The sequence below is a fragment of the Leptolyngbya sp. FACHB-321 genome, assembly GCF_014695975.1.
Taxonomy (GTDB): Bacteria; Cyanobacteriota; Cyanobacteriia; order Leptolyngbyales; family Leptolyngbyaceae; genus Stenomitos.
This window is the reverse complement of record NZ_JACJPI010000062.1, coordinates 1-21,605: the sequence shown is the minus strand read 5'-3', so window position 1 is coordinate 21,605 and position 21,605 is coordinate 1. Positions and strand designations below refer to the sequence as shown.

The 21,605-nt window shown below is 50.2% G+C and carries 21 protein-coding genes, 1 tRNA gene and 1 pseudogene; 13 read left to right on the top strand and 10 right to left on the bottom strand.

The annotated features are described in order from the left end of the window. Positions 1-111, bottom strand: a pseudogene (locus tag H6F76_RS15570) (photosystem II D2 protein (photosystem q(a) protein)); the annotation flags it as partial. A gap of 483 nt (positions 112-594) precedes the next feature. On the opposite strand from H6F76_RS15570, the gene H6F76_RS15565 reads away from it, so the two are divergent. From H6F76_RS15565 to H6F76_RS15555, 3 genes are all read left to right on the top strand, one after another. Continuing rightward, positions 595-1,161, top strand: a complete 567-nt coding sequence (locus H6F76_RS15565; protein WP_190509558.1) for a photosystem I assembly protein Ycf4 — start codon at positions 595-597, stop codon at positions 1,159-1,161. Between the two features lie 61 nt (positions 1,162-1,222). Continuing rightward, entirely contained in the window at positions 1,223-1,990 is a 768-nt protein-coding gene (locus tag H6F76_RS15560) for a peptidylprolyl isomerase (RefSeq protein ID WP_190509556.1), read from the top strand. 83 nt (positions 1,991-2,073) lie between these two features. Next, entirely contained in the window at positions 2,074-3,282 is a 1,209-nt protein-coding gene (locus tag H6F76_RS15555; protein WP_190509554.1) for a beta-ketoacyl-ACP synthase, read from the top strand. A gap of 126 nt (positions 3,283-3,408) precedes the next feature. Here the strand turns inward: H6F76_RS15555 and H6F76_RS15550 are convergent, their stop codons facing one another. Further along, positions 3,409-3,945: an orange carotenoid protein N-terminal domain-containing protein gene (locus H6F76_RS15550; protein WP_190509552.1), complete on the bottom strand. Its 537-nt coding sequence runs from the start codon at positions 3,943-3,945 to the stop codon at positions 3,409-3,411. A 213-nt stretch (positions 3,946-4,158) separates the two neighbouring features. On the opposite strand from H6F76_RS15550, the gene H6F76_RS15545 reads away from it, so the two are divergent. The 4 genes from H6F76_RS15545 (at position 4,159) to H6F76_RS15530 (ending at position 7,659) form a co-directional block, all read left to right on the top strand. After that, positions 4,159-4,530, top strand: a complete 372-nt coding sequence (locus H6F76_RS15545) for a hypothetical protein (RefSeq protein ID WP_190509550.1) — start codon at positions 4,159-4,161, stop codon at positions 4,528-4,530. A 19-nt stretch (positions 4,531-4,549) separates the two neighbouring features. After that, positions 4,550-4,720: a hypothetical protein gene (locus H6F76_RS15540; protein ID WP_190509548.1), complete on the top strand. Its 171-nt coding sequence runs from the start codon at positions 4,550-4,552 to the stop codon at positions 4,718-4,720. A 179-nt stretch (positions 4,721-4,899) separates the two neighbouring features. After that, entirely contained in the window at positions 4,900-5,970 is a 1,071-nt protein-coding gene (locus H6F76_RS15535; protein WP_190509546.1) for a BMP family protein, read from the top strand. Between the two features lie 102 nt (positions 5,971-6,072). Continuing rightward, positions 6,073-7,659 carry an ABC transporter ATP-binding protein gene (locus H6F76_RS15530; RefSeq protein ID WP_190509544.1) on the top strand — a complete coding sequence of 529 codons (1,587 nt, stop codon included), beginning with the start codon at positions 6,073-6,075 and terminating at the stop codon, positions 7,657-7,659. A 59-nt stretch (positions 7,660-7,718) separates the two neighbouring features. Here the strand turns inward: H6F76_RS15530 and H6F76_RS15525 are convergent, their stop codons facing one another. The 3 genes from H6F76_RS15525 to H6F76_RS15515 all read right to left on the bottom strand — a co-directional run bounded on the left by H6F76_RS15525 (position 7,719) and on the right by H6F76_RS15515 (position 10,817). Further along, on the bottom strand, positions 7,719-9,659 hold the full coding sequence (locus H6F76_RS15525; protein ID WP_190509562.1) for an FAD-dependent oxidoreductase: 1,941 nt from the start codon (positions 9,657-9,659) through the stop codon (positions 7,719-7,721). A 313-nt stretch (positions 9,660-9,972) separates the two neighbouring features. After that, complete coding sequence (locus H6F76_RS15520; protein ID WP_190447594.1) at positions 9,973-10,206, bottom strand: acetyltransferase; 234 nt, start codon at positions 10,204-10,206, stop codon at positions 9,973-9,975. A gap of 227 nt (positions 10,207-10,433) precedes the next feature. Next, positions 10,434-10,817 carry a VanZ family protein gene (locus tag H6F76_RS15515; RefSeq protein ID WP_190509542.1) on the bottom strand — a complete coding sequence of 128 codons (384 nt, stop codon included), beginning with the start codon at positions 10,815-10,817 and terminating at the stop codon, positions 10,434-10,436. A gap of 256 nt (positions 10,818-11,073) precedes the next feature. Here H6F76_RS15515 and aspS point away from each other — a divergent pair, with 256 nt between their 5' ends. Together aspS and H6F76_RS15505 are read left to right on the top strand one after the other, a co-directional pair. Beyond that, positions 11,074-12,876, top strand: coding sequence for an aspartate--tRNA ligase (aspS, locus tag H6F76_RS15510; protein WP_190509541.1), 1,803 nt, complete (start codon positions 11,074-11,076; stop codon positions 12,874-12,876). A gap of 336 nt (positions 12,877-13,212) precedes the next feature. Next, on the top strand, positions 13,213-14,889 hold the full coding sequence (locus H6F76_RS15505) for an adenylate/guanylate cyclase domain-containing protein (RefSeq protein ID WP_199322146.1): 1,677 nt from the start codon (positions 13,213-13,215) through the stop codon (positions 14,887-14,889). 107 nt (positions 14,890-14,996) lie between these two features. Here H6F76_RS15505 and H6F76_RS15500 read toward each other — a convergent pair. Next, positions 14,997-15,070 (bottom strand) — tRNA-Val (locus H6F76_RS15500). 256 nt (positions 15,071-15,326) lie between these two features. On the opposite strand from H6F76_RS15500, the gene H6F76_RS15495 reads away from it, so the two are divergent. Next, entirely contained in the window at positions 15,327-15,566 is a 240-nt protein-coding gene (locus tag H6F76_RS15495; protein ID WP_190509539.1) for a 2Fe-2S iron-sulfur cluster-binding protein, read from the top strand. Positions 15,567-15,602: 36 nt separating this feature from the next. Here the strand turns inward: H6F76_RS15495 and H6F76_RS15490 are convergent, their stop codons facing one another. Continuing rightward, positions 15,603-16,340, bottom strand: coding sequence for a response regulator transcription factor (locus tag H6F76_RS15490; RefSeq protein ID WP_190447602.1), 738 nt, complete (start codon positions 16,338-16,340; stop codon positions 15,603-15,605). A gap of 18 nt (positions 16,341-16,358) precedes the next feature. Further along, the gene (locus H6F76_RS15485) at positions 16,359-17,084 is read right to left on the bottom strand and encodes a response regulator (protein WP_190509536.1); all 726 of its coding nucleotides are present in this window, start codon (positions 17,082-17,084) and stop codon (positions 16,359-16,361) included. Between the two features lie 454 nt (positions 17,085-17,538). Between H6F76_RS15485 and H6F76_RS15480 the strand changes: the two genes are divergently transcribed. Next, positions 17,539-18,171 carry a CPP1-like family protein gene (locus H6F76_RS15480; protein ID WP_190509534.1) on the top strand — a complete coding sequence of 211 codons (633 nt, stop codon included), beginning with the start codon at positions 17,539-17,541 and terminating at the stop codon, positions 18,169-18,171. A gap of 2 nt (positions 18,172-18,173) precedes the next feature. Here H6F76_RS15480 and hppD read toward each other — a convergent pair whose 3' ends face one another. Beyond that, positions 18,174-19,325 carry a 4-hydroxyphenylpyruvate dioxygenase gene (hppD, locus tag H6F76_RS15475; RefSeq protein ID WP_190509532.1) on the bottom strand — a complete coding sequence of 384 codons (1,152 nt, stop codon included), beginning with the start codon at positions 19,323-19,325 and terminating at the stop codon, positions 18,174-18,176. Between the two features lie 274 nt (positions 19,326-19,599). Here hppD and H6F76_RS15470 point away from each other — a divergent pair, with 274 nt between their 5' ends. Next, positions 19,600-20,520 (top strand): RodZ domain-containing protein, encoded by a 921-nt coding sequence (locus H6F76_RS15470; RefSeq protein ID WP_190509530.1) that lies wholly within the window; start codon positions 19,600-19,602, stop codon positions 20,518-20,520. 163 nt (positions 20,521-20,683) lie between these two features. On the opposite strand, the gene H6F76_RS15465 is transcribed toward H6F76_RS15470, so the two are convergent. Continuing rightward, the gene (locus H6F76_RS15465) at positions 20,684-20,965 is read right to left on the bottom strand and encodes an HU family DNA-binding protein (protein ID WP_190447613.1); all 282 of its coding nucleotides are present in this window, start codon (positions 20,963-20,965) and stop codon (positions 20,684-20,686) included. Between the two features lie 137 nt (positions 20,966-21,102). Between H6F76_RS15465 and H6F76_RS15460 the strand changes: the two genes are divergently transcribed. Then, positions 21,103-21,423 carry a (2Fe-2S) ferredoxin domain-containing protein gene (locus H6F76_RS15460; protein WP_190509528.1) on the top strand — a complete coding sequence of 107 codons (321 nt, stop codon included), beginning with the start codon at positions 21,103-21,105 and terminating at the stop codon, positions 21,421-21,423. Positions 21,424-21,605 lie beyond the last annotated feature (182 nt).

Sequence of the window (21,605 nt, the reverse complement as noted above, 5' to 3'; positions counted from 1 at the left end):
CAGCAGTAACCCAGACCAACCGACAAAGACGAAGCGATCGCGTTTCAGCCAATCGTCGAGAACGTCAAACGCCCCTCGATTCGCTGGCGCGCGCCCGACAGCTATAGTCATAGGGTCAAATCCTCTAGCTTTACTAAAATTGCAGACTCTCCATCACAATGTTTCCAGAGAGGGAGTGAATTCATATGTCTATACATAATAGGAGAAATCAGAAATTTAACAAAGCGACACGTACAATCTCAGATAAATTAACTCGACCTGATTATCGCTACATACCCTTGACAATCGAACGTTTAGTGGTTTGAAGTTGTTACTCGATCCCTCCAAAGACTCGCTTAACATCATCAATACTGGCAAATCAGTAGGCAATTATACTTATTACAAGCTTGGTTATGAGCGATCGCGTTAGCTTTGTCGCCTTTCGATACAAAGAAACTGTAGAAGTTTGACACAAAATTAAATAAAAGTTAATTTTTGTCCTTCGCTTTACTGTCAAGTGTCTTAAGGAATGTGTTGCAGCACTGAAGGCCACTGTAAGCGGAGACAGTAACCCACATCCGTTAAGATAGGGATCTGCGATCGTTGTGGCTAAATATGACTGCACAAACCACTGCTTCTGAAACAAGTGTCTTGCGTCAACCAGTAATTGGTTCACGCCGATTCAGCAATTACTGGTGGGCGGTGATTGTTTCTGCTGGAGCGCTAGGCTTTCTACTGTCTGGCATTTCAAGTTATCTCCATGTCAATTTGCTGCCGTTTTCTGATCCGACCCAGCTAGTCTTTATCCCACAAGGTATTGCCATGGGGTTTTACGGGCTGGCTGGCACCCTTTTTAGCCTCTATCTATGGCTAACAATCGTTTGGGATGTCGGCGGCGGCTACAACGAATTTGATAAGCAAAAAGGGGAAGTAAAGATTTTTCGCTGGGGCTTCCCTGGCAAGAATCGCAAAATTGAGCTGATCTGTAAGATTGCTGATGTGCAGGCAGTAAGGGTAGATTTGCGAGAAGGCTTAAACCCCAAGCGCACGCTGTCTTTGCGAGTAAAGGGCAAGCGTGATGTACCGCTTACAAGAGTCGGTCAGCCGCTATCGCTTTCACAGCTAGAAAATGAGGGAGCCGAACTCGCTCGCTTTTTAAGTGTGCCCCTCGAAGGATTGTAGGGAAAGGCTTCGATGGCTCATGTCATAATTGGTTGTTTTGGTTCAGATTAGGTGAATTGATATGCTCAGGACTTTGCGACAGTGGCTTGTTTTGATGGTCGTCACCAGCGCGATCGTCTTAGGTGGATGTTCGCCCCAGGGAGGAGCGCAATCGTCTGCTGCTAGCCCTTCGCCAACACAAACAGCATCGACCCCAGCGACTCCGGCAAGCAGCCCTCAGACGGCGGGGCTTCCCCGGCTGAATGGGACGGCAACAGTAGCACTCGTCGTTAAGGGCAGTACCATTACGGCTGAAATTGACGGTACCAATGCGCCGATCACGGCAGGGAACTTTGTAGACCTAGTGCAGCGTGGTGTTTACAACGGGTTAGTCTTTCACCGAGTCGTGCGTGAACCGCAGCCCTTTGTTGTGCAAGGTGGCGATCCGCAGAGTAAAAACCCGAACTTCCCGCCCGAACAATTGGGTACTGGTAGCTTTATCGATCCAGCGACCAGTCAACCGCGTTATGTGCCGCTAGAGATTTTACCTGTAGGAGCAAAAGCTCCGGTGTATAGCAAAACGTTTGCAGAGGCTGGCATCACTGCGAAGCCAAAGCTAACTCATAAGCGGGGTGCCCTGGCAATGGCACGATCGCAGCCCCCTGATTCTGCTTCCTCACAGTTTTACATCACCCTGGCTGACATCAACTTTTTGGATGGCAACTATGCTGTGTTCGGTTATGTGACGCAGGGCATGGAGACGGTAGATAAAATTCAGCAGGGCGATCGCATTGAATCTGCGAAGATAGTGAAAGGGCTGGAGAACCTGAAGACTGACGCAAAGTCTTAGGTTAGAAAAGGATAATGGCGGAAAGGTAAAGGCTGAAGTGAGGGAAGCAATTTTATCCTTCAGCCCTTAGCCTTCCCAAAACTATGGACGTTGTGGTGACTGGCATCGGTCTAGCTTCGGCGTTGGGTTCGCTAGACGAAACCTGGAAGCGTTTACTTGCAGGCGAGTCGGGTATTCAGCAACAGCAACCCTTCCCCACGTTTGCACCCTGCCCACTAGCGCTTATCGGAAACCAACCCACCGCTTTAATTGAGTTAACGCAGCGGGTAGCAGCAGCAGCGCTCAAGGATGCTGGCTTGCTGCCGCCATTGAATGATTGTGCGATTGTGGTCGGTTCGAGCCGAGGCAACCAGGCACAGTGGGAGCGCCTAATACGAGCACGCTGGGAGCAAGAAACGACTAGGGTAACTGATGCCAGCTACCCATCTTTTAACCCCTCAAACTGGCATGAGACGCTGCCTCATGCCGCTGCGATCGCTGCTGCCCAATATGTGCAGACGACAGCTAGTGTGCAAGCGCCGATGGCAGCTTGTGCAACCGGACTCTGGGCGATCGCCCAAGGCTTTGAGCTAATTCGTACCGGACGGTATGAATGTGTACTTGCAGGTGCGATCGAAACGCCGATTACGCCCCTTACGCTGGCAGGTTTCGCGCAAATGGGAGCGTCCGCACAGACTGGAGCATATCCCTTTGATCGCAGTCGAGAGGGATTGGTGCTGGCTGAAGGCGGAGCCATCCTGGTATTAGAAGCAGCCGATCGGGCAACGCAGCGTAAGGCTGCTATCTATGGTCATATTTTGGGCGCTGGGTTAACGGCAGATGGCTACCATGTCAGTACACCAGAGCCAGGAGGTCGTATGGCGATCGCTGCTATTCAACAATGCTTACAGCGAGCTAACCTTAATGCAGCGGCGATTAACTATATTCATGCTCACGGTACGGCAACCACGCTGAACGATCGCAATGAGGCACATCTGATCCAGACTCTTTTTCCAAAGGTGCCAGTTAGTTCTACGAAGGGAGCCACTGGTCACACGCTTGGCGCATCAGGGGCGATCGGCGCTGCCTTTTGCCTGATGGCATTGAAGCACCAACTATTGCCGCCTTGTGTCGGTTTAAAGCAACCAGAGTTCTCGCTCAATTTTGTGATGCAGCCGCAGCCCTATTTTGTGAATGCCGTTCTCTGCCTCAGCTTTGGTTTCGGTGGGCAAAATGCCGCGATCGCCTTTGCTGCATCGGCAAGGGATAGAGGCAGCGCCCATGAGCAGCATGCAAGGAATTTCAATAATTAATTTTACGTAGGCTAATAGATAGCCTCGTACTAAATTTGCTCTAAGTGCAGCAAACACACTCTGTTAGGGCATAGCATCGCTGTGCCCCAGCTCACACGTTAGTTGGTGGCGTACACTACAGCGGTTTTAGAGACTGGCAGTTTTACCTGTTTCTGCCTGGGTCGGAATCGCTTGAATATTGCTGTAGCCCATGCCGCTAGCGATCTCACGCAGGAGCGAAATTTGATCTTCGAAATCTAGCCCTTCAATCTGTCCAAGAGCAGCGGTAACGGACTGTTCAGCCTGATAGTTATCTGGCATACCAATGACGCTTTGACCCATTGCTTGTGCCCAAGCGTACCAAACCATAAGCTGATTATTTTCTTTCAACGCACCATACGCATGGGAGTAATCTGTATCTGCGCCGTTGACAATCTCTCGCATCACATCAAGCTGTTGATCGTGAGACAAGCGATAGAAATCATCCATCAGCAGGGGTGCTAACTCTGGCTCCGTTGCAGCAGGAGCAGCAGGAGTCACCGAGTCTCCCATTTTTTTGTACACCAGGTACAGCAACGCTAGCTTGGCATCAACATCTAACTTGTTGTAAGCGTTAAGAGCACCCTGAGCATGCTCAGGAAGATAAGCGGATGATGACACATTTTGACTGGCAGATTGAGACATAAAAATACTCCATGTGCATGCTTTCTCCTAATGGTGTATCGAACTTTACAATCTCTATCGCCCTTCCAAAGGCTGAGGTTCAACCTTTAGAAGGGTAAATCTAAGTCTCTCGTGGGAGTGAGAAGCAGAATCTACCCAAAGGGGTTCAGCTAAGGAGCGATCGCTTTGTTACTGTAGCCACATTACTTAAATAGTTCTAACAAGGAGTCTTATATGTCTGAAGCTGTTAATAATGCCTCTACATCTGAAAATTATGATGCTCAACAAACAGTTGAGGAGATTCAAGAGGGCGATCGCAAAGCCCCTACTGCAAATGTAGAGGCTGACTACGAAGCGTCGAAGCAGTTCAGCACTAGCCCGATTGATAGTACTGAAGCAGGCGCAGCGGCGGCTGAGGCAGCAACCGCACCCAACTTTGCTATCCCTAAACCTGACGAAACAGCTTCCACGCTCGACTCTACAGGCAATCCTGATGCATACAAGGACATGGCAAAGGATGTGGGTTCATCGGTATCTGGCTCCACAGGTGCAAGCACGGATGACTTATATCAAAAGGCGTTGGAAAAAGGCAAACCTGGCGCATAAGTCTGCTATGCACGCTTAATTGAGCTTTGAAGTAGAGGGGTTGGCAATCGCCAACCCCTTTGTTGTGTTTGAAGGGCAGCTCATTAGCGCGATGCTTTCTAAACCAAACCGTTTCCTGGCAGAGCTTTCCCGTTTTCAAGCCATCCAAATGTGCCAGGGAGTACAATTTGTTGGTGTAAAAGCCGTTTAATGACTGGTTAGGACGCGATCGCGCAGGCTATGAAGTAGCGTTAGAACTTCAGGTAGCTCCAAAAACGGTATTTTCAAAACGGTGGTTTCAAGCCAGCGCCAATTGCCCTGCTAAGACAAGCCGCTCCCGTTTTCCATTTAGCATCCACAACTCAACAACCGTTTAAGAGGAGTGTAGACATGACTCGGTTCGATCGCCGTCAGTTTCTGATTTATGGTTCAGCCGCACTGGGCAGCAGCGTGTTATTCAATGCCTGTGCCAGCCCTCCAAGCACCAACAACCCTACATTACCCTCTACGCCAGCATCGCCCAACGCGGCTGCGGCTGGGTTTAAGGCAGCAATGGTTTTACCAGGCATCATCACTGACAAAGCCTGGAACCAGGCAGGCTATACCGGACTAGAAGAAATTAAGTCTAAATTGGGAGCCGAAACCGCCTACGTTGAAAAGGTTGGGCAAGCAGATCAGGCAGAGGCATTGTCTGATTTTGCACGGCGTGGTTTCAATCTCGTCTACGCACATGGTGGACAGTTTGATGCTGCTGCCAAGCAGGTTGCCGCTCAGTTTCCAAAAACATTTTTTGTTGTTGTTAATGGTGCTGCTACTGGCACCAATGTGGCTTCGCTACGGCTCGACAACCTGCAAGTTAGCTATCTCTGCGGCATCCTCGCTGCTTCGGTCAGCAAGTCGGGCAAGCTCGCTTACATTGCTGGACAGGAATTTTTGGCGACCCAAGAAGAGCTACGTGGCTATACGCTAGGCGCAAAATCAGTGAATCCAGCGATTCAGATTGCCTCTACCTTTACAGGTGACTGGAACGATGCTGCAAAAGCCAAAGAAGCTGTGAATGCGCTCGTTTCTGCAGGAGCCGATGTGGTTTACCCGTGGCTCGACAATGCAGCACCAACGGCACTGAAGACGGCTGAAGAGAAGGGAGCCTACACAATCGGCAACACCGTTGATCAATTTGACGTTACACCCAAAACGATTCTTACCAGTGCCGTCAAGCGGATTGATCTGGCGATCGGCAAACTTGCGGCTCTCTCATCTAAAAACGAACTTAAAGGTCAGCTTTATTCGTTAGGTTTAGAAGAACCAGATGTTTTGTACCTTGGCAAATATGGCGCTTCTGTTCCTCAAGCGCTACAAGATAAAGTGAAGGCAACCCAAGAGGCAATCCTGGCGAAAAAGATCACCTTTGAAAGCTGCTCGGAAGCTGGTAAAGATACTCGGTGTGTTAAAGGAGCATAAAGAGGAGCGAGACGAGGTTTGGGGGATATGGTGATGCAGGAGAAGTAGAGGAAGTTTTGAGTTTAGTTTGCCTTCGACCTTTTACCGTCTGCTCTTAACCCTATGCATTCCTCACCCTTCACCCTTCACTCCTCATCGCCCTACCTCCGCCTCGAAAACATCACCAAACGCTTTGGCAACTTTACGGCGAATGATGGCATCAATCTAGAAATTCAAACGGGCGGCATTCATGCCCTGCTGGGCGAAAATGGTGCAGGCAAGACGACTCTGATGAATATTCTGAGCGGGCTGTATCGTCCAGATGCAGGGCAGATTTATCTCAGTGGGCAGCCCGTCAGTATCACATCGCCTACAGTGGCGATTCAGCAGGGGATTGGCATGATTCACCAGCACTTTATGCTGGTACCACAGTTGTCAGTGGCTGAAAATATCATTCTGGGTACAGGAACAGCATTACGTCTAAACCTGCGGCAGAAAGCGCAGACGATCGCGGCAATGGCAGAAGCCTATGGTCTAGCGATCGATCCCTTTGCTAAAGTGAGCGATTTGCCAGTCGGCGCACAGCAGCGGGTCGAAATTCTAAAAGCGTTATACCGTCAGGCAAAGCTGCTGATTTTAGATGAGCCAACGGCAGTCTTAACGCCACCAGAAATCAAAACGTTTTTTACTGTGTTGCGTCAGCTATCTGCGAAGGGGCACACAATTATTTTCATCAGCCACAAGCTCGAAGAAGTGCTGAGTTTGTGTGATGCTGTGACAGTCTTACGGCGGGGGCAGGTCGTTGCTACTACAACTACAGATGGCGCAACCCGCCAGGATCTGGCACGCCTGATGGTGGGCCGCGAGGTGCTGTTGCAGGTAGACAGAACTGCTAGTAGCGTTCAGTCAACGGCCGACGATCGCCCTGTGTTAGAGATTCAAAATTTACACGTCAGTGACGATCGCGCCCTGGCAGCCTTAAAAGGTGTTTCGTTGCAATTGAGGGCAGGGGAAATTCTGGGTGTGGCGGGTGTTGATGGCAATGGTCAGCGCGAACTGGCGGATGCGATCGCGGGTTTGCGCTCTGTCACTCAAGGCAGTATCACACTCAACGGCATCGACATTACTCACTGGACAGCGCCACAGCGAGTGAAGCAACTCAAGCTCGGCTACATTCCCGAGGATCGCCAGCAAATGGGTCTGGTCATGCGCTTTAGTATTGCGCGTAATCTGATCCTCAAAGCCTTTCAGCGATTGCCCTTCTGTCGCCACTGGCTGTTGCAACGAGCGACGATCGATACACACGCGAACCATGCCATTCAAGCCTTCGATATTCGGGCAACGAGCGGCAACTTACAGGTGAACCAGCTTTCGGGCGGCAACCAGCAAAAAGTAGTGCTAGCGCGAGAACTGGCAGGGGAACCAGCCTTGATTGTTGCCATGCAGCCCACCCGTGGCTTAGATGTTGGTGCAACCGAGTATGTGCAGAAAGCGCTCTTGGCAGAGTGCGATCGTGGTGCGGCAATCCTCTACATCTCTACTGAATTAGAAGAAGTGATGGCAATGAGCGATCGCATTGCAGTACTGTACGAAGGTCAATTTCTCGCGATTCTGAATGCTCGAACGACTACGATCGCTCAGCTAGGGCTACTGATAGCGGGGGATCGATCGCCTGTGCAGACAGCTAGTTTGGCTGATCGCTTTGAATAAGGCGTTTAATAAAACGTTTGAGTAACACGCTGTGATCGAGCGTTAACCAGGTACGATCGCTACCAAACCCTCCAGTCTTCCCACTTTTCGTTAAAGATAGACGTATTCGGAAACGCAGTCGGATTACCGTTTTGGTTCAGCCGCTTTTGCAACGTTTGGAGCTTTGGCGTAGTGCCAGAGCGATCATCCACAAGCTGGTAGGGATAAATGCCTTGCGAAAGCACAAAGTCTGCAGTGGTTCCGGCAGCAACACCAACTGACCATTCAAACGAATGGACTCGATAAGCGGCAGCCGCAACAAAACTAGTAGCAATGCTTTTGCTGGCAACTAAAAGATTGTCAAGTCTTTGCGGAATCATCGCTCGTAGTGGAATCTGCCCCGGATAGGACTGTCCATGTGCCTGCCGCACACCCGGACGCTCGATGTTACCTGATCTTTCGGGCGGCGAATCTTGCATACAGGGATGGAAGTCGATCGCATACTGGGAGATACCAACCGAATCAGGGTAGATGGTAGACCGCGATCGACGAGTAACCTGCTCTGGTGAAATATCGTTTACAATCACTTTCCCTGTTTCCAGCCCAGCAAGAGCAATCCAGAGCGATCGATACAGCGATGCAGGCAAGTTCCGGTAATACTCCTGCCTATAGTCTGCACGCGAGACATCAATCTCGTTCACGCTAAAACCGTTGGGATAGCCCGTGGATGACCGACCGATCAGTCGTCGCCCTTCTCGCATATAAGGATATTTAGATAAACCGTGTGCCGTGCCCATTGGTGCATCAAAGCCAGTTAGCAAACGGTGGTTGGGCGCGGGTTTCTTAAAGCCTGCACCTAGTTGCGAATCAGTAGTGCCTGCAGCCAGCCAGTAGTAGTAGCCCAACGCCAGTTCTTCGCCTTTGCGGAGGGCATCGGTTCGCAAACCGCCCATCCAGTTACCGGGAGAAAGCTGTCCTGTTTGCTGAAGCTGATCCCGGCTGTAAATCAGATTGTCTGCTGCCGTGCCTGGACGGTAATCGTTGCCCCACACCCAGTTCTGCATCGAGATATCACCAGGGGTAGGCGCTGTCACCGTTAACGGTCCAGCCTTGATGCGGGGCCCCGGTTTAGGACTCCAAATGCGACGGTAGGTGAAGACAAAGTTGAAGTCAGCTTTGCGGTAGTCAGCATCGTAGCCGTAGTAAGGCTCGTACTGCTCGTAAAAGGGGGGCTTTTGCTGAGGCTGCTCCGTTGCCGTTTGCTCCATCGCAAAGGTGTAGGTGAAGCCTTGCAGGCAGTAAGGATCACCTGTTTCTGTAGGCGATGAAGGATTCAGGTAGGTACGGGGATCAAGCCCAACCCGATAAGGCACATCTGCCAGCGCGATGAGTTCACCTGTTTCAGTGGCATCGACCACAATCCAGCGTTCTCCACGGGGCACAAAGCGAATGATTTGCTTGGTTAGACGTGGCGAATCTTGGTAGCGATAGGCATCTTCGATCGTCTGCGAGAGCGGCTCTGTATTCAGTGGTGGTGTGCCCAGTGCCGGACGGTGCTGAATGGCGATCGCTGCTTGAATCAGCTTGCCATCAGCGCTTACATCTAGGCTTTTGATCACCGTAGAGGGAAACCATTGCAGCGTGCCCTTACCTTTCTTTGCTGCGTCTTGCAGCATCTCGGTCAAAATTTGCTCTGCGTCATTTGGTAAAAAGCACGAGACGCTAACCCAGCATTCACCCGGATTGAGCTTGCCATACTTACGTTCAATCCGCTGACGCAGATCGTTGTAGCCTCGTGAGTAAAACAACAGCGCTCGCTGTTTCTTTGCCTCATCCAGGGCAGAGGTGCCTTGCGATGTCAGTTGCCCACCAACCCAGTCCGTCAGTTCCGTCAGACAGACGGTGCGCCCAGCTTGCAGTGCTTCGTACGCCGTTGCAACGCCTGCAACGCCACCACCAGCCACCAGTAGTTCACAGTTAACCGTGCGATCGAGCGATCGCGGCAGGTTGGTCGGCACCATCAAATTATTCTGAGCAGGCGCACGAACTGCCCAACTCGCGATGCTTATCGTTAGAAAAAAGACAATTGCTAACCTGACAGAACGGTGCCAGCGAGAACGTTTAAACATGCAAAGTTTAGGAATGCAGTTGGGGTAAGACTCCTAGCTCTAGAGTATTGCTTACTTCTTAGGAGCATCGAAAGAAACGATCGCTGGAAGCAGTCAGTTCAGTTAATGCCCTCTGAGCCACAAGCAATAAGTCAAAAGCATGAGTCTGAGTAAACACACTACAATCGCCTCAATCCTGCAATCGCTTCAGTGATGCCTTACTCATTTAATGAGGAACGCTTCCCGGTGTCTCATGTTCCCGATAGTCAGCCTCTACCCAACAACGTGGCAGATCTTCTCCCGATGGAAAAATCAGTGTATCTTTGGCGATCGGTTCCTGGTCTTGCTCTTCCTGACCCGACTGCACACGCCCTGAAATCTTGTCCTTCGCTGGATTGACCAAATCAACAATCTCAACCACTTCAATCAGCGAACCAGTGCGTTTGTCTTGTAGCAACATTCATGTTTCCTCGATACGTCGATGGGCAGCCCTGCCGTTAGTGAGAACGTTACCGAATAACGTCCCAACCATCCCATCGTTGAACACATCTTATTAAAGGGGAGGGGATGAGTTTTTGCGCCATCCTGCGGGAAGAGAATTGTAGTGGTGCTCACTTGCCTTTCCTACACCCTATATCCCTTCTGTTATAGAAGTATGACGATCTGTCCAGGTTGACCTAGCCGGTTTCAGCGTCCTTTTTCTGCTAGCCAGTAGCCCAAGATGATGCCCAAAAAACTGGCGATCAGATCTATGGCATCCAACGTGCGATTCGGTGAGAACACCTGTAGCAACTCTTCGGTCAGTGCCCCGATCGCAAAGAGGAAAGGAAACAGCGGCAGCGCGATCGTTCCCAGCCGGATGCCCCGATACTGCAACACACGATGCCCTAAGTAAGTGGCGATGCCATACAACACCAGATGTCCCACTTTGTCGTAAAACGGGATGCGGTTAAGCTGCGGCGGTAAATTGCCTGTGTATGCCAACAGTAGAATAAGCAGCAAAAGGCTGGCATAAAGCGCTGCCAAAAGCCTCCAGCCCAGTCGTGATACTTTGCATGATTGCAGTCTCATAGGGTTTCAATGCTCTACGGGTTTGCTTGACTACTGCTTGCACTCAGTCATTTTCGTAGGCTTCACGTAGGCTTGATGCAACCACAAGCCGTCAGCCGGACGAATGCACTCGATCGTGCTCACTCACAGTGCCGCCTAGATGGGGCATAATGATGAGGTTTTTAATATCGAAGAACGATCGCGAAGAGTCATTGACCGTCTCCGCAAGTCGTTAAACTAAACTCATCTTCCCCACTTCAGCAGACTTTCACCCGCCATGCGAACCCATTACTGTGGTCAACTCCGAGCCGAGCACATTGGAGCGACAGTTTCTCTCTGTGGATGGGTCGATCGCCGTCGTGATCATGGCGGCGTCATCTTTGTGGATCTGCGCGATCGCAGCGGCATCATCCAAATCGTCAGCGATCCCGAACGTACCCCCAACTCTTATCAGCAAGCAGGCGATCTGCGAAACGAGTACGTAGTGCAGATTTCAGGTCGAGTCACCAAACGCCCTGATGACTCTCTCAATCCACGGTTAGGGACAGGCGAAGTCGAAATTTATGCCGATCACATCGAAATTCTGAATGCGGTTCGCAAGCAATTGCCTTTTCAGGTATCTATGGCTGAAAACGAAACGGTGCGCGAAGAGTTGCGTCTCAAGTATCGCTACCTCGATTTGCGACGCGAACGGATGAGCCAAAACCTGCAATTGCGCCATGCTTTGAACAAAACCATTCGTCGTTACCTGGAAGATGCAGAAGGCTTCATTGAAGTTGAAACACCCATTTTGACGCGATCGACCCCCGAAGGTGCCCGCGATTACCTCGTCCCCTCACGAGTTAACGCAGGTGAATGGTACGCGCTGCCGCAATCGCCACAGCTATTTAAGCAACTATTGATGGTGTCGGGATGCGATCGCTATTATCAAATTGCCCGCTGCTTTCGCGATGAAGACTTGAGAGCCGATCGTCAGCCCGAATTTACCCAACTTGACATGGAAATGAGCTTCATGTCTCAGGAAGAAATTCTCAACTTGAACGAAGGCTTGGTTTCCCATCTGCTCAAGACGCTTAAAGATATTGAAATCCCTCGTCCGTTCCCCCGGCTCACCTACGCCGAGGCAATGGATCGCTACGGTTCCGATAAGCCTGACACGCGCTATGGGCTGGAGTTGGTCAACGTCTCAGACATTGTGAAAGACTCTGGCTTCAAAGTCTTTGCCGATGCCGTGTCAAAAGGTGGCATCGTCAAAATTCTACCGATCCCCGGCGGCAACGACCTGATTTCCAACGTGCGAATCAAGCCTGGTGGCGATTTGTTTAAGGAAGCCGCTGAAGCTGGTGCGCGAGGCTTGGCATACATTCGCGTGCGGGATGATGGCGAAATCGATACGATCGGTGCCATCAAAGACAACCTTACCGATGCCCAAAAGCAAGAAATTCTGACTCGTACAGGCGCAAAAGCGGGACATCTGCTGCTGTTTGGTGCCGGAGACACCGCTACAGTAAACAAAACCCTCGATCGCCTGCGTCAGGTGCTGGCTCGCGAACTGAATCTGATTGACCCTACCAAAATCAACTTGCTGTGGGTGACAGACTTCCCCATGTTTGAGTGGAATGCTGACGAAAAGCGCCTGGAAGCCCTACACCATCCCTTTACCGCACCCAACCTTAATGATCTTGATGACCTAAAAACGGCTCGCTCTCAGGCATACGATCTGGTCTACAACGGCTTTGAGGTCGGCGGCGGCAGTGTACGGATTCACCAACCGGACATTCAAGCACAAGTGTTTGAACTGATTGGTCTCTCTGAAGAAGAAGCACACAATAAGTTTGGCTTTTTGCTCGAAGCCTTTGAATACGGTGCCCCGCCCCACGGTGGTATCGCCTACGGACTCGATCGCTGGGCAATGCTACTCACAGGTGAAGAATCGATTCGTGACGCGATCGCCTTCCCCAAAACCCAGCAGGCGCGTTGTTTGCTTACAGGCGCACCCTCCAGTGTGGATGGCAAGCAACTTAAGGAACTCAACGTTGCTTCTACGCACAAACCTAAACCAGCAGCACAGAATAGCTAGTGCAGTTGAGTCGTGACTAGGTTGTCGATCGTAGTCATCCACGTAGCGTTGCCATAAATGCCATTGAGCAATGCTAGAACACTGAGCTGACATTCAAGTTTTTCTAGTGTCAGCCTGTACTTGATCCCTCTGGTTGCTTGCTTGTCCCTGGCTAAAAAGCGATTGAGTGATTAAGATGCAGTCAAAGCAGTGGTTGAAGAGGCAATTCATACCTATGAACCACATTTTGTCAGTATTTCCACCGCGCAGTGAGCTGGCTCAAAGCACTGGGCATACTAAGGAAGTCTTCAACGCCTCAAGACGGCTACTGAACCTAAAATGGAGCGGAACGATCGGATGACTAAACGGATGGTTGAGCGCGTTAAGCTGCTAGCTAGCAGGTTCAGCTTACGTCCTCAGACAGCGAACCCCTCACTGGAGACCCCTTCAGCTCAACCCGTTTCGACTGCTCCCGCTATGCCAGCGAATGAAGCAGCCCGACTTAACGCACTACAGCAATACGACATTCTCGATACGTTACCTGAGAAGGCGTTCGATGATCTAACAGCGTTGGCAGCATACATTTGTGGTAGCCCGATTTCTTTGTTAAGCCTCACGGATGCCCATCGGCAGTGGTTTAAGTCAACAGTCGGGTTACCTGTCACAGAAGCACCCAGAGAGATTGCCTTCTGCGCTCATGCCATCCTTCAGCCCGAGAAGCTGATGATTGTACCGGATATGCTAGAGGACACTCGCTTTGCAACGAATCCTTTAGTTAAGTCCGATCCCAACATTCGCTTTTATGCGGGTACGCCTTTAGTGACTCCCGATGGTTATCCCCTAGGCACCCTCTGCGTGCTTGATCGAACACCCCGCGAGCTAACACCAGAGCAGCAGCAAGCGTTGCAAGCACTGGGTCGCCAGGCGATCGCTCAAATGGAGTTACGGCTGACCATCACTAAGTTAGAACGCCAACAGCAGCGCTACCAGCAAGCAGAAGCCAAGCTGCGGGCATCTGATCAGCAGGTCGTGGACTTGCTGGAGGGTATAACAGATGGTTTTCTCGCGCTGGATCAGCAGGGGCGATGCACTTTTGTTAATCGCAGAGCAGGAGAGATCTTGCAGCAACAACCCGAAGCACTGCTGGGCAACCCGATTGGGGAAACTTTAACGACAGTATTAGGTCCAGCCTTTGGGGAGGAGTATCATCAAGCACTCAAGCAGCAAAGCAGCATCAGCTTTGAAAAGTTTTCGGAACCGCTGGCAGTGTGGCTGGAGGTGCGAACCTTTCCCGTCTATGGTGGTCTCTCGGTTTTTATTCATGACATTACCCAGCGCAAAACGATTGAAGATGCCCTCCACTATCAGCAAGAGCAAACTCAACGCTTGCTGTTGAATGTTCTACCGCAACCAATACTGGCGCGACTGAAGCTAGAGAATGGCATCATTGCTGACAGTTTTGCTGCCGCAACAGTTCTATTTGCTGACTTAGTTGGCTTTACCGCCCTAGCAAGCCAAATATCGGCTCCGGAGTTGGTGTCGTTGTTAAACCGCATCTTCTCAACCTTCGATCAATTGACCGAGAAGTACGGTTTAGAAAAAATTAAAACCATTGGCGATGCTTATTTAATTGTGGGAGGTGTGCCCAGTCCCCGTCTTGATCATGCTGAAGCGATCGCGAACATCGCGCTCGAGATGCAGCAAGCGATTAAGGAATTCCGCACACCGCAGGGAGAACCACTCCGTTTATGCATCGGCATCAACATGGGACCTGTGGTTGCAGGAGTCATAGGCACCAAAAAGTTTTCCTATGACCTCTGGGGCGATACAGTCAACGTGGCAAGCCGGATGCAGTCGCATACGCCAGCAGACAGTATTCAAGTCACCGAAGCGATCTATCAACAGCTCCAAGGTCAGTATCGCTTTGAGGAGCGTGGGCTGATTGCGGTGAAAGGGAAGGGTACGATGAAAACCTATCTACTACTCGGCAAAAAGTCAGAAGCTGAACAAGGCAACGGCAGTGAGGCTCAGTAGGCAGCCGCCCTCATCACAAGTGCACAAGCTGTAAAGCAGCTTGTGCACTTAACTACCATTAGTCGGGCAGACCAATGACAAACAATTAGTTACTGTACAACAACATATGGACACAACTGGACTCGAACCAGTGACCCCCACGATGTCAACGTGGTGCTCTAACCAACTGAGCTATGCGTCCGGGTACGGTAAATGAGTATAGCATGAGCAATGCCTGGAGACAAAGCCTTTGACACATTTGATCGTGTGGAAGCACCTACTCCATAACAGATGAGCAAGAAAAAGGCACTCTCGTTTGCTTGAAGCCAGAAGTTGCAGCATGAATGAAGCAGTCGCCGATCGCGCTAGTAGAGTCGAGCGTTAGAATCCAGAAGGATTATCGTGATTCGCTGCCTTAAGCCTTGCTCAAACGTTTTTGTTTTCGAGGGTCTTCACTGATGAGCGTTTGTATTCACTTTCTGCCTGACGATGTAACCATTGATGCCGAGCCGGGTGAACCCTTGCTGAAAGTAGCAGCTCGTGCTGGAGTCTTTATCCCTACAGGCTGTTTAATGGGTTCTTGCCACGCTTGTGAGGTAGAGCTTGACGATGGAGAATCAGTCTGTAGCTGCATCAGTGCCGTACCGCTTGAGCGATCGCGTCTCACAGTGAACCTTTATGCCGATCCGACATGGTAAAAGACAGCATTGGCAGGGTTAGCTGCTAGCAGAGAATTAATCGCTAGCAGCTGATATGGCAATGTCAGTTGATTCAAACTTGTAACCAACGCCTCGTACAGTATGAATCAGCGTTGGTTGGCTCGTATCTGCTTCGAGATGGCTACGAATTTGCCCAATGTGTACATCCACCACACGCGGATCACCAACAAATTCATGTCCCCAAACTTCACGAATTAGTTGAATGCGTGTCCACACACGACCAGGGTTACTTGCCAAAAAGTGAAGCAAATTAAATTCTAAGGCTGTTAAGCGCACAAATTCATTGTTGAGCTTTACTTCACGCCTGAGTGGGTCGATCGTCAAGTTGCCAAAGAGCAGCGGCTTCTCCTGTAACGATGTCCGATCCCGCACTCGCCGCAGTACCACTTCCACCCGTACCGCTAGTTCTTCCAAATCAAACGGCTTGGTCATATAGTCGTCTGCGCCCCCAGACAACAGTTTGAGCTTGGCAGCTTGATCCGTTGAGCTGGTAAGCATCAGCACACAAACATTGGTAGCGGCTTGCATATCACGGCAGAGTTGATAGCCATTACCATCTGGCAAGTTGATATCCAGAATGACTAAATCGGGGTCAAACGCCTTGAAGCTCGCGATCGCGCCCTTGCTATCACCAACCGATTCCACTTGATAGCCCTGCTTACTACTGAGAAAGCGCTGAATCAACGTGCGGATCGCTTGGTCATCCTCAACTATTAAAATCTTCTTAGCAGCCGTTATCGCCACATTAGTCATAACCCTACCTGTAATCCTTTACGATGTGCTGATTTCTGGCTTCCCTTCTCCAGGTGCCTCAAACTTGTAGCCAACACCTCGTACAGTCTGAATTAAAGCTGGCTGGCTAGTATCAATCTCAATTTTTTTCCGAATCTGACCAATGTGCACATCAACAACCCGTTGGTCGCCCACATACTCATAATCCCAGACTTCTTGAATTAGCTCTGCTCGCCGCCACACTCGACCGGGATGGCTTGCAAGGAAATGAAGCAAATCAAATTCCAGCGCCGTTAGCGGAATCACATCGTCGTTAAACTTTACTTCACGCCGCACCGGATCGATCAGCAGCTTGTCAAACAGGAGGCACTGCTGTTCTGCTGACGTGACGGGACGTTGACGCTTTAGGATTGCCCCCACCCGCACACCTAACTCTCCTAGGCTAAACGGCTTGGTAATATAATCATCAGCACCTTGCGAGAAGCCCTTAATTTTATCCGCCTCATCTGTACGACTTGTTAGCATGAGGATGAAGACATTAGTGCGGCTTTGCATCTCCTGGCAGAGGTTGTAACCATTGGCATCGGGCAAGTTCACATCCAAAATCACAAGATCCGGATGAAATTGCTCAAAGGATGCCAGCGCAGTTTTGCCATCCTCGGCTGATTCCATCTGATAGTTTTGCTTAGTTAAGAAGCGATGAATGAGGTTCCGGATTGCAGGATCGTCATCAACTACGAGAATCTTGGCTGGAGCCATAGCCATAACCTTGCGTTTGGAGGAGAAATGAAACTGGATCGGGAAAGCAGCCGTGACGTATCTCAAAACGATCGCGACACAACGCTAACAAACAATTATGCTAAATCAAGCGTGTAGCCACAATTCTAGACAATAGTTAGTAAACTGCTTGATGGTTAAGGATGCCCCTGGATGCGGTTTTCGATAAAGCTGTTATGTAGCTTTCTCCCTATAGCTATTATTTTTTCTATAGTTGCTATTACAGAGCATACATCGTCTGATCAGTACTTTTACCAGCAATAGTATGGCTCAACCTTGCTGGTATGTCTTGGGCAATCGGCATTTTGCTGAAAAACAGGGAAAACAGTCGGACGATCGACATCCAGGCTAAACAGCACCAAGGTTTTACGATCGATTCTTAAAAGGCTTGTGAACAGGTATCAGACTGAGTTAGCTTGGAACAGAGGTGGAGACGCAGACAATGAGTAGCCAAAATTCGTACGAACAGCTTGGGGTGACAGAGGCTTCTAGCTTTGAGGAAATTCAAGATGCTCGTAATCGGTTGTTTGCTCAACATCAGGGCGATCGCAAGCAGCTAGAAAGCATCGAAGCTGCCTATGATGCCGTTTTAATGGATCGGTTGCGCTTACGGCAGGAAGGCAAGATTAAAGTGCCCGATCGTATTCGCTTTCCCGAAAAAGTGGTGCCACCACCATCAACCCCACCATCCGCACCTGCAAGCCAGGGTTCCGCGTGGCTTCAGCGATTAATTGATACGCCTAGCCGAACTGACGTGCTGATACCCGCTGGGGTGTTGACAGCACTCAGCGCCTGGGTTGTCCTAACGCCGACTGCCAATGTAGTGCAGTTAGCATTAATTTTAGGGATGGGTGCCACCTTTTATTTTCTCTATCGCAAAGAGCGTAAGCTGGGCAGAACGGTCTTACTGGGCTTAACGGGGCTATTCGTTGGCTTTTTGGTGGGAGGCGCGCTCAACGCACTCTTGCCAACGCAAATTGCTAGCCTTCTTGGTAGCTTTCGTCTGACGTTGAATGCGTTTGTGAGCATAGTCACGTTTTTTGTCCTTTGGCTGGTCAGCAGTTTTCTACGCTAGGGCTAACGCTTTAAACTGCCTCGTTTCATCTGTTCGCGCTCGATCGCCTCAAACAAAGCACGAAAATTACCTTCACCAAACCCTTGTGCCCGCTGAGAGCGATCGTCCGTGCTATCGGCTAGTCGAATTGCCTGTCGTTGAATCAACTCAAAGAAGAACGTTGGTTCGTCAAAAATGGGTTGCGTAAAGGTCTGAAGCAACACTGCTGACTCTGCTTTGTCCTGCCAATCAGCTAAAATTTGCTGCTCCTCAAGCTGATGGACGATCGCGGGCGTCAGTGTCAAGCCAGGTCGCTGTCGTAACTGAGCATAGTAGGCTGCAGGCACGTGAAGCAGCGGCAAGCCCTTCTGTCTTAGGTGAGCGATCGTTCCCAGCAGATCAGTGGTTTCCAACGCAATATGCTGTACGCCAGAGCCGCGATTCAGATCTAGAAATTCTTGAATCTGTGAGTTGGAGGAGGCTGGTTCGTTAATTGGCAACTGAACCCCGCCTGACGGATGGCGCAGGACGCGACTACAAAGGGCAGAATAAGCAGTTTGAATCTCAAAGCCCTGCTGGGGTTGAAAGCCTAAAACTCGCTCGTACCAGGCAACCGCCCGTTCCAAATCGCCCCTTGCCACATTGAGCACAACATGATCCATGCTGGAAAAGAAACTGTAGTGTGCATCGGCTGTTTCAGTAAGCGCAGACGCCTCGTCTCTTGCAAACGGCTGAGGCAGGAGCACATCATGACGCATCACAGCCTGAGGCAGGAGTGACGTTCTACCAACACGCTCTACAAAGGTATGGGTCAAGTCACCCCAGCCAGCCAGCGTTGCCCATCGCAAGCTACCATGTGTCTGCACCTCAGTTTGCAGTGGTTTGAGTAGTCTTGCTCCCTGCTGCAAGGCATGGTTGAGCGTTGTCTCGATCGATGGCACGCAAAATGCCAGTTCAGACACACCGGGCGGATGGTGTTGTAAGAAAGTAGCAACCGCACTAGCTTCATTGCGAGCCGCACAGAAGACGAAGTAAATGCTGCCAGCATTAACAATCTCGATCGCCTGATCGTCACTCATACCGCTGCCTACAGAGCGAAAGCCTAAGTTTTGTATGAACCAGTCACGAGTCGCGATCGCATTTTTGACACTAAAGCAGACGTAGTCAATCTTCATAAAGCTTGGCATTCAGGCAAGTACGCTTCCGAGTGTCAATTCTCTCTGGTTATCAGCCTTTTCAGGTCTTTCTTTAGTTGCAATGCCACTCGCACCCTGAGCAGTAAGGTTTGCGTTTCCTTGCGTCCTCTTTGCATTTCTTCATATCTTTCCGTATCATACTGCCAGTGCTAAAGTCTGCATCTATCTCACCATGACTGCGGTTTACGCAGTGCTAATAGACTGTATTAACATCAGAGCTAACGTGAGTTTTAAAGGATTGTAGGAAAGAGCCATGAAGGAGTTCGATACCGCTCAGGTGGAGCAACTCAAAACTATTGGTGACTATCTCCAGCGAGAGCGTCAGGAACAAGCTATTTCTTTAGATGAGATCGCAGTCAAAACCTACATTCCATTGCGCCTTCTGCAAGCCCTGGAGCTGGGAAACGTTGAGCGGCTACCAGAACCAGTTTTTGTGCAGGGATTTATTCGCCGTTATGCAGACGCGATTGGGCTAGATGGTACGGCATTAGCAAAAAACTTTACACCGCAGCCATCATTTGTAGTCGAACGGAAAGCACCAGAGCCAGAACGTCTCGATAGCATTGAAAAACCTAGAGTGGAATCGCTCCCTGAGCCCCATGAGGGGCGCGATCGAGCAGAACGTTCAAACCTTCCCTTCGTGTTGCTAGGCACAGGGGCTGTACTCTTACTGGGGGTTGGTCTAGCCGCTGTATTAAGTCGCCCTCAAGCTGAAACAAGACTTCAAAATTCGCAGCCGGTGGCAGTCGAGCCTAAGTCTGTAAGCGCTGTACCGCAGCCTGATGTAAAAGTGTCGTCCGCTCCTGCACTGTCTTCTCAGGGGTCTGCCAATCCATCGCCTACCCCAATCACGTCAGCCAGCCAGACGTTAGCAGCCCCTAATCTTGCAGCAGATGGAACGACTAAACCAGTGCAAGTGGCAGTTAAGCTTATTGGCGAAGAATCGTGGCTTCAGGTGATCGCAGACGGCAAAGTAGAGTTTGAAGGCATTCTTAAGAAAGGGGAACAAAAAAACTGGCAAGCCAAAAAGACGTTAGTGCTGCAATCAGGTAATGCTGGGGCAGTGTTGGTTTCCTATAATCAGGGTGAGCCAAAAGTTATGGGAGCGCTTGGTGATGTGAAAGATGCGGAGTTTCCTCCGAAGGTTCCAGCAAAACCAGCCTCAACCAATTAAATTGTCTGCGGTTGAACGGCTGGCAACGAATGCTGGTTAAGCTCAAGTTGGGAAAAACGACTGAAAGCGATGAGTCAAACCAGATGCAATCGAACATATCCGCAAAAGCGGCTCTGCTATCGTATGAGCAGCAGAGCCTTCTACCTTCAATGCACGTTGTTCTTTAAACCTTCTCAAGCACCTTCTCTTTGAAGACCTTACCAGCGCTGAACGCCGGTACTCTGGTTGCCGGAATCTGAATTGGCTTGCCAGTCGAAGGGTTACGACCTTCCCGTGCTTGTCGATCGCGGGCTTCAAAAGTGCCAAAGCCAACCAGCGTCACTTTATCACCAGCTGCCACTGCATCAAGGATTACTTCTAGAATGGCTGTTAGTACAGAGTCAGCATCTTTCTTGGTGACATCAGCTTTTGCCGCAATTTGATCAATGAGTTCACCCTTATTCATGTCCTAAAAGCCTCACAATGTTTGCTGTGATTATACTTGAGGCTTTTGAAAGTGCAAGAGTTTAATTACTCAGTCAAGATTAGACGATCGTGCTGACCATTCTTGTTACCCCATTTGTTTCATCTTTATGCAAGCCGATGCTGCCCTCATCGCCTCTTACGAAATCATCAGCTAACCAGAAGTGCGTGCTGATCTGCCAGAATCGCACTTGCCTTAGCCAAGGTGCCGCTAAGGTATTGACTGCCTTTCAAACGCATCCAGTACCTGACTACACAGCTAAACAAACGGGTTGCCTGGGACAATGCGGTAATGGACCAATGGTGCTGGTCTTACCTGATAACGTTTGGTATTGTCGGGTGCAGCCAGAAGAGGTGCCTGCGGTTGTAGAGCGTCACTTGCGAGGTGGTCAACCGATCAGGGCAATGCTGTCACCGCATTTCCATGAAAAATTTACCTAAAGACCCAAAGACCTAGACGGGTGGTGTAGGGTGAATAGAACGCCACAGAATTATTATGGCTTGCTAGCTAACCTGAGTTCGGGATAAGAACTGGGACAAGAAAGGGGCAAACCCGATAGGCTGAAAATGCAAAATCTCATGCCTGGTTTGCCCTCATGCTTAGTCTAGAAGCACTTTTTTGC

Excerpts from the sequence above, each read along its gene's own strand:
- H6F76_RS15490 (WP_190447602.1), bottom strand. The coding sequence starts at position 16,340 with ATGACTAATGTGGCGATAACGGCTGCTAAGAAGATTTTAATAGTTGAG.
- H6F76_RS15470 (WP_190509530.1), top strand. The coding sequence starts at position 19,600 with ATGAAGGAGTTCGATACCGCTCAGGTGGAGCAACTCAAAACTATTGGT.
- H6F76_RS15505 (WP_199322146.1), top strand. The coding sequence starts at position 13,213 with ATGACTAAACGGATGGTTGAGCGCGTTAAGCTGCTAGCTAGCAGGTTC.
- H6F76_RS15550 (WP_190509552.1), bottom strand. The coding sequence starts at position 3,945 with ATGTCTCAATCTGCCAGTCAAAATGTGTCATCATCCGCTTATCTTCCT.
- H6F76_RS15565 (WP_190509558.1), top strand. The coding sequence starts at position 595 with ATGACTGCACAAACCACTGCTTCTGAAACAAGTGTCTTGCGTCAACCA.
- H6F76_RS15480 (WP_190509534.1), top strand. The coding sequence starts at position 17,539 with ATGAGTAGCCAAAATTCGTACGAACAGCTTGGGGTGACAGAGGCTTCT.
- H6F76_RS15465 (WP_190447613.1), bottom strand. The coding sequence starts at position 20,965 with ATGAATAAGGGTGAACTCATTGATCAAATTGCGGCAAAAGCTGATGTC.
- H6F76_RS15495 (WP_190509539.1), top strand. The coding sequence starts at position 15,327 with ATGAGCGTTTGTATTCACTTTCTGCCTGACGATGTAACCATTGATGCC.
- H6F76_RS15555 (WP_190509554.1), top strand. The coding sequence starts at position 2,074 with ATGGACGTTGTGGTGACTGGCATCGGTCTAGCTTCGGCGTTGGGTTCG.
- H6F76_RS15545 (WP_190509550.1), top strand. The coding sequence starts at position 4,159 with ATGTCTGAAGCTGTTAATAATGCCTCTACATCTGAAAATTATGATGCT.
- H6F76_RS15515 (WP_190509542.1), bottom strand. The coding sequence starts at position 10,817 with ATGAGACTGCAATCATGCAAAGTATCACGACTGGGCTGGAGGCTTTTG.
- H6F76_RS15460 (WP_190509528.1), top strand. The coding sequence starts at position 21,103 with ATGCTGCCCTCATCGCCTCTTACGAAATCATCAGCTAACCAGAAGTGC.
- H6F76_RS15485 (WP_190509536.1), bottom strand. The coding sequence starts at position 17,084 with ATGGCTATGGCTCCAGCCAAGATTCTCGTAGTTGATGACGATCCTGCA.
- H6F76_RS15530 (WP_190509544.1), top strand. The coding sequence starts at position 6,073 with ATGCATTCCTCACCCTTCACCCTTCACTCCTCATCGCCCTACCTCCGC.
- H6F76_RS15535 (WP_190509546.1), top strand. The coding sequence starts at position 4,900 with ATGACTCGGTTCGATCGCCGTCAGTTTCTGATTTATGGTTCAGCCGCA.
- H6F76_RS15525 (WP_190509562.1), bottom strand. The coding sequence starts at position 9,659 with ATGGTGCCGACCAACCTGCCGCGATCGCTCGATCGCACGGTTAACTGT.
- hppD (WP_190509532.1), bottom strand. The coding sequence starts at position 19,325 with ATGAAGATTGACTACGTCTGCTTTAGTGTCAAAAATGCGATCGCGACT.
- H6F76_RS15520 (WP_190447594.1), bottom strand. The coding sequence starts at position 10,206 with ATGTTGCTACAAGACAAACGCACTGGTTCGCTGATTGAAGTGGTTGAG.
- H6F76_RS15560 (WP_190509556.1), top strand. The coding sequence starts at position 1,223 with ATGCTCAGGACTTTGCGACAGTGGCTTGTTTTGATGGTCGTCACCAGC.
- aspS (WP_190509541.1), top strand. The coding sequence starts at position 11,074 with ATGCGAACCCATTACTGTGGTCAACTCCGAGCCGAGCACATTGGAGCG.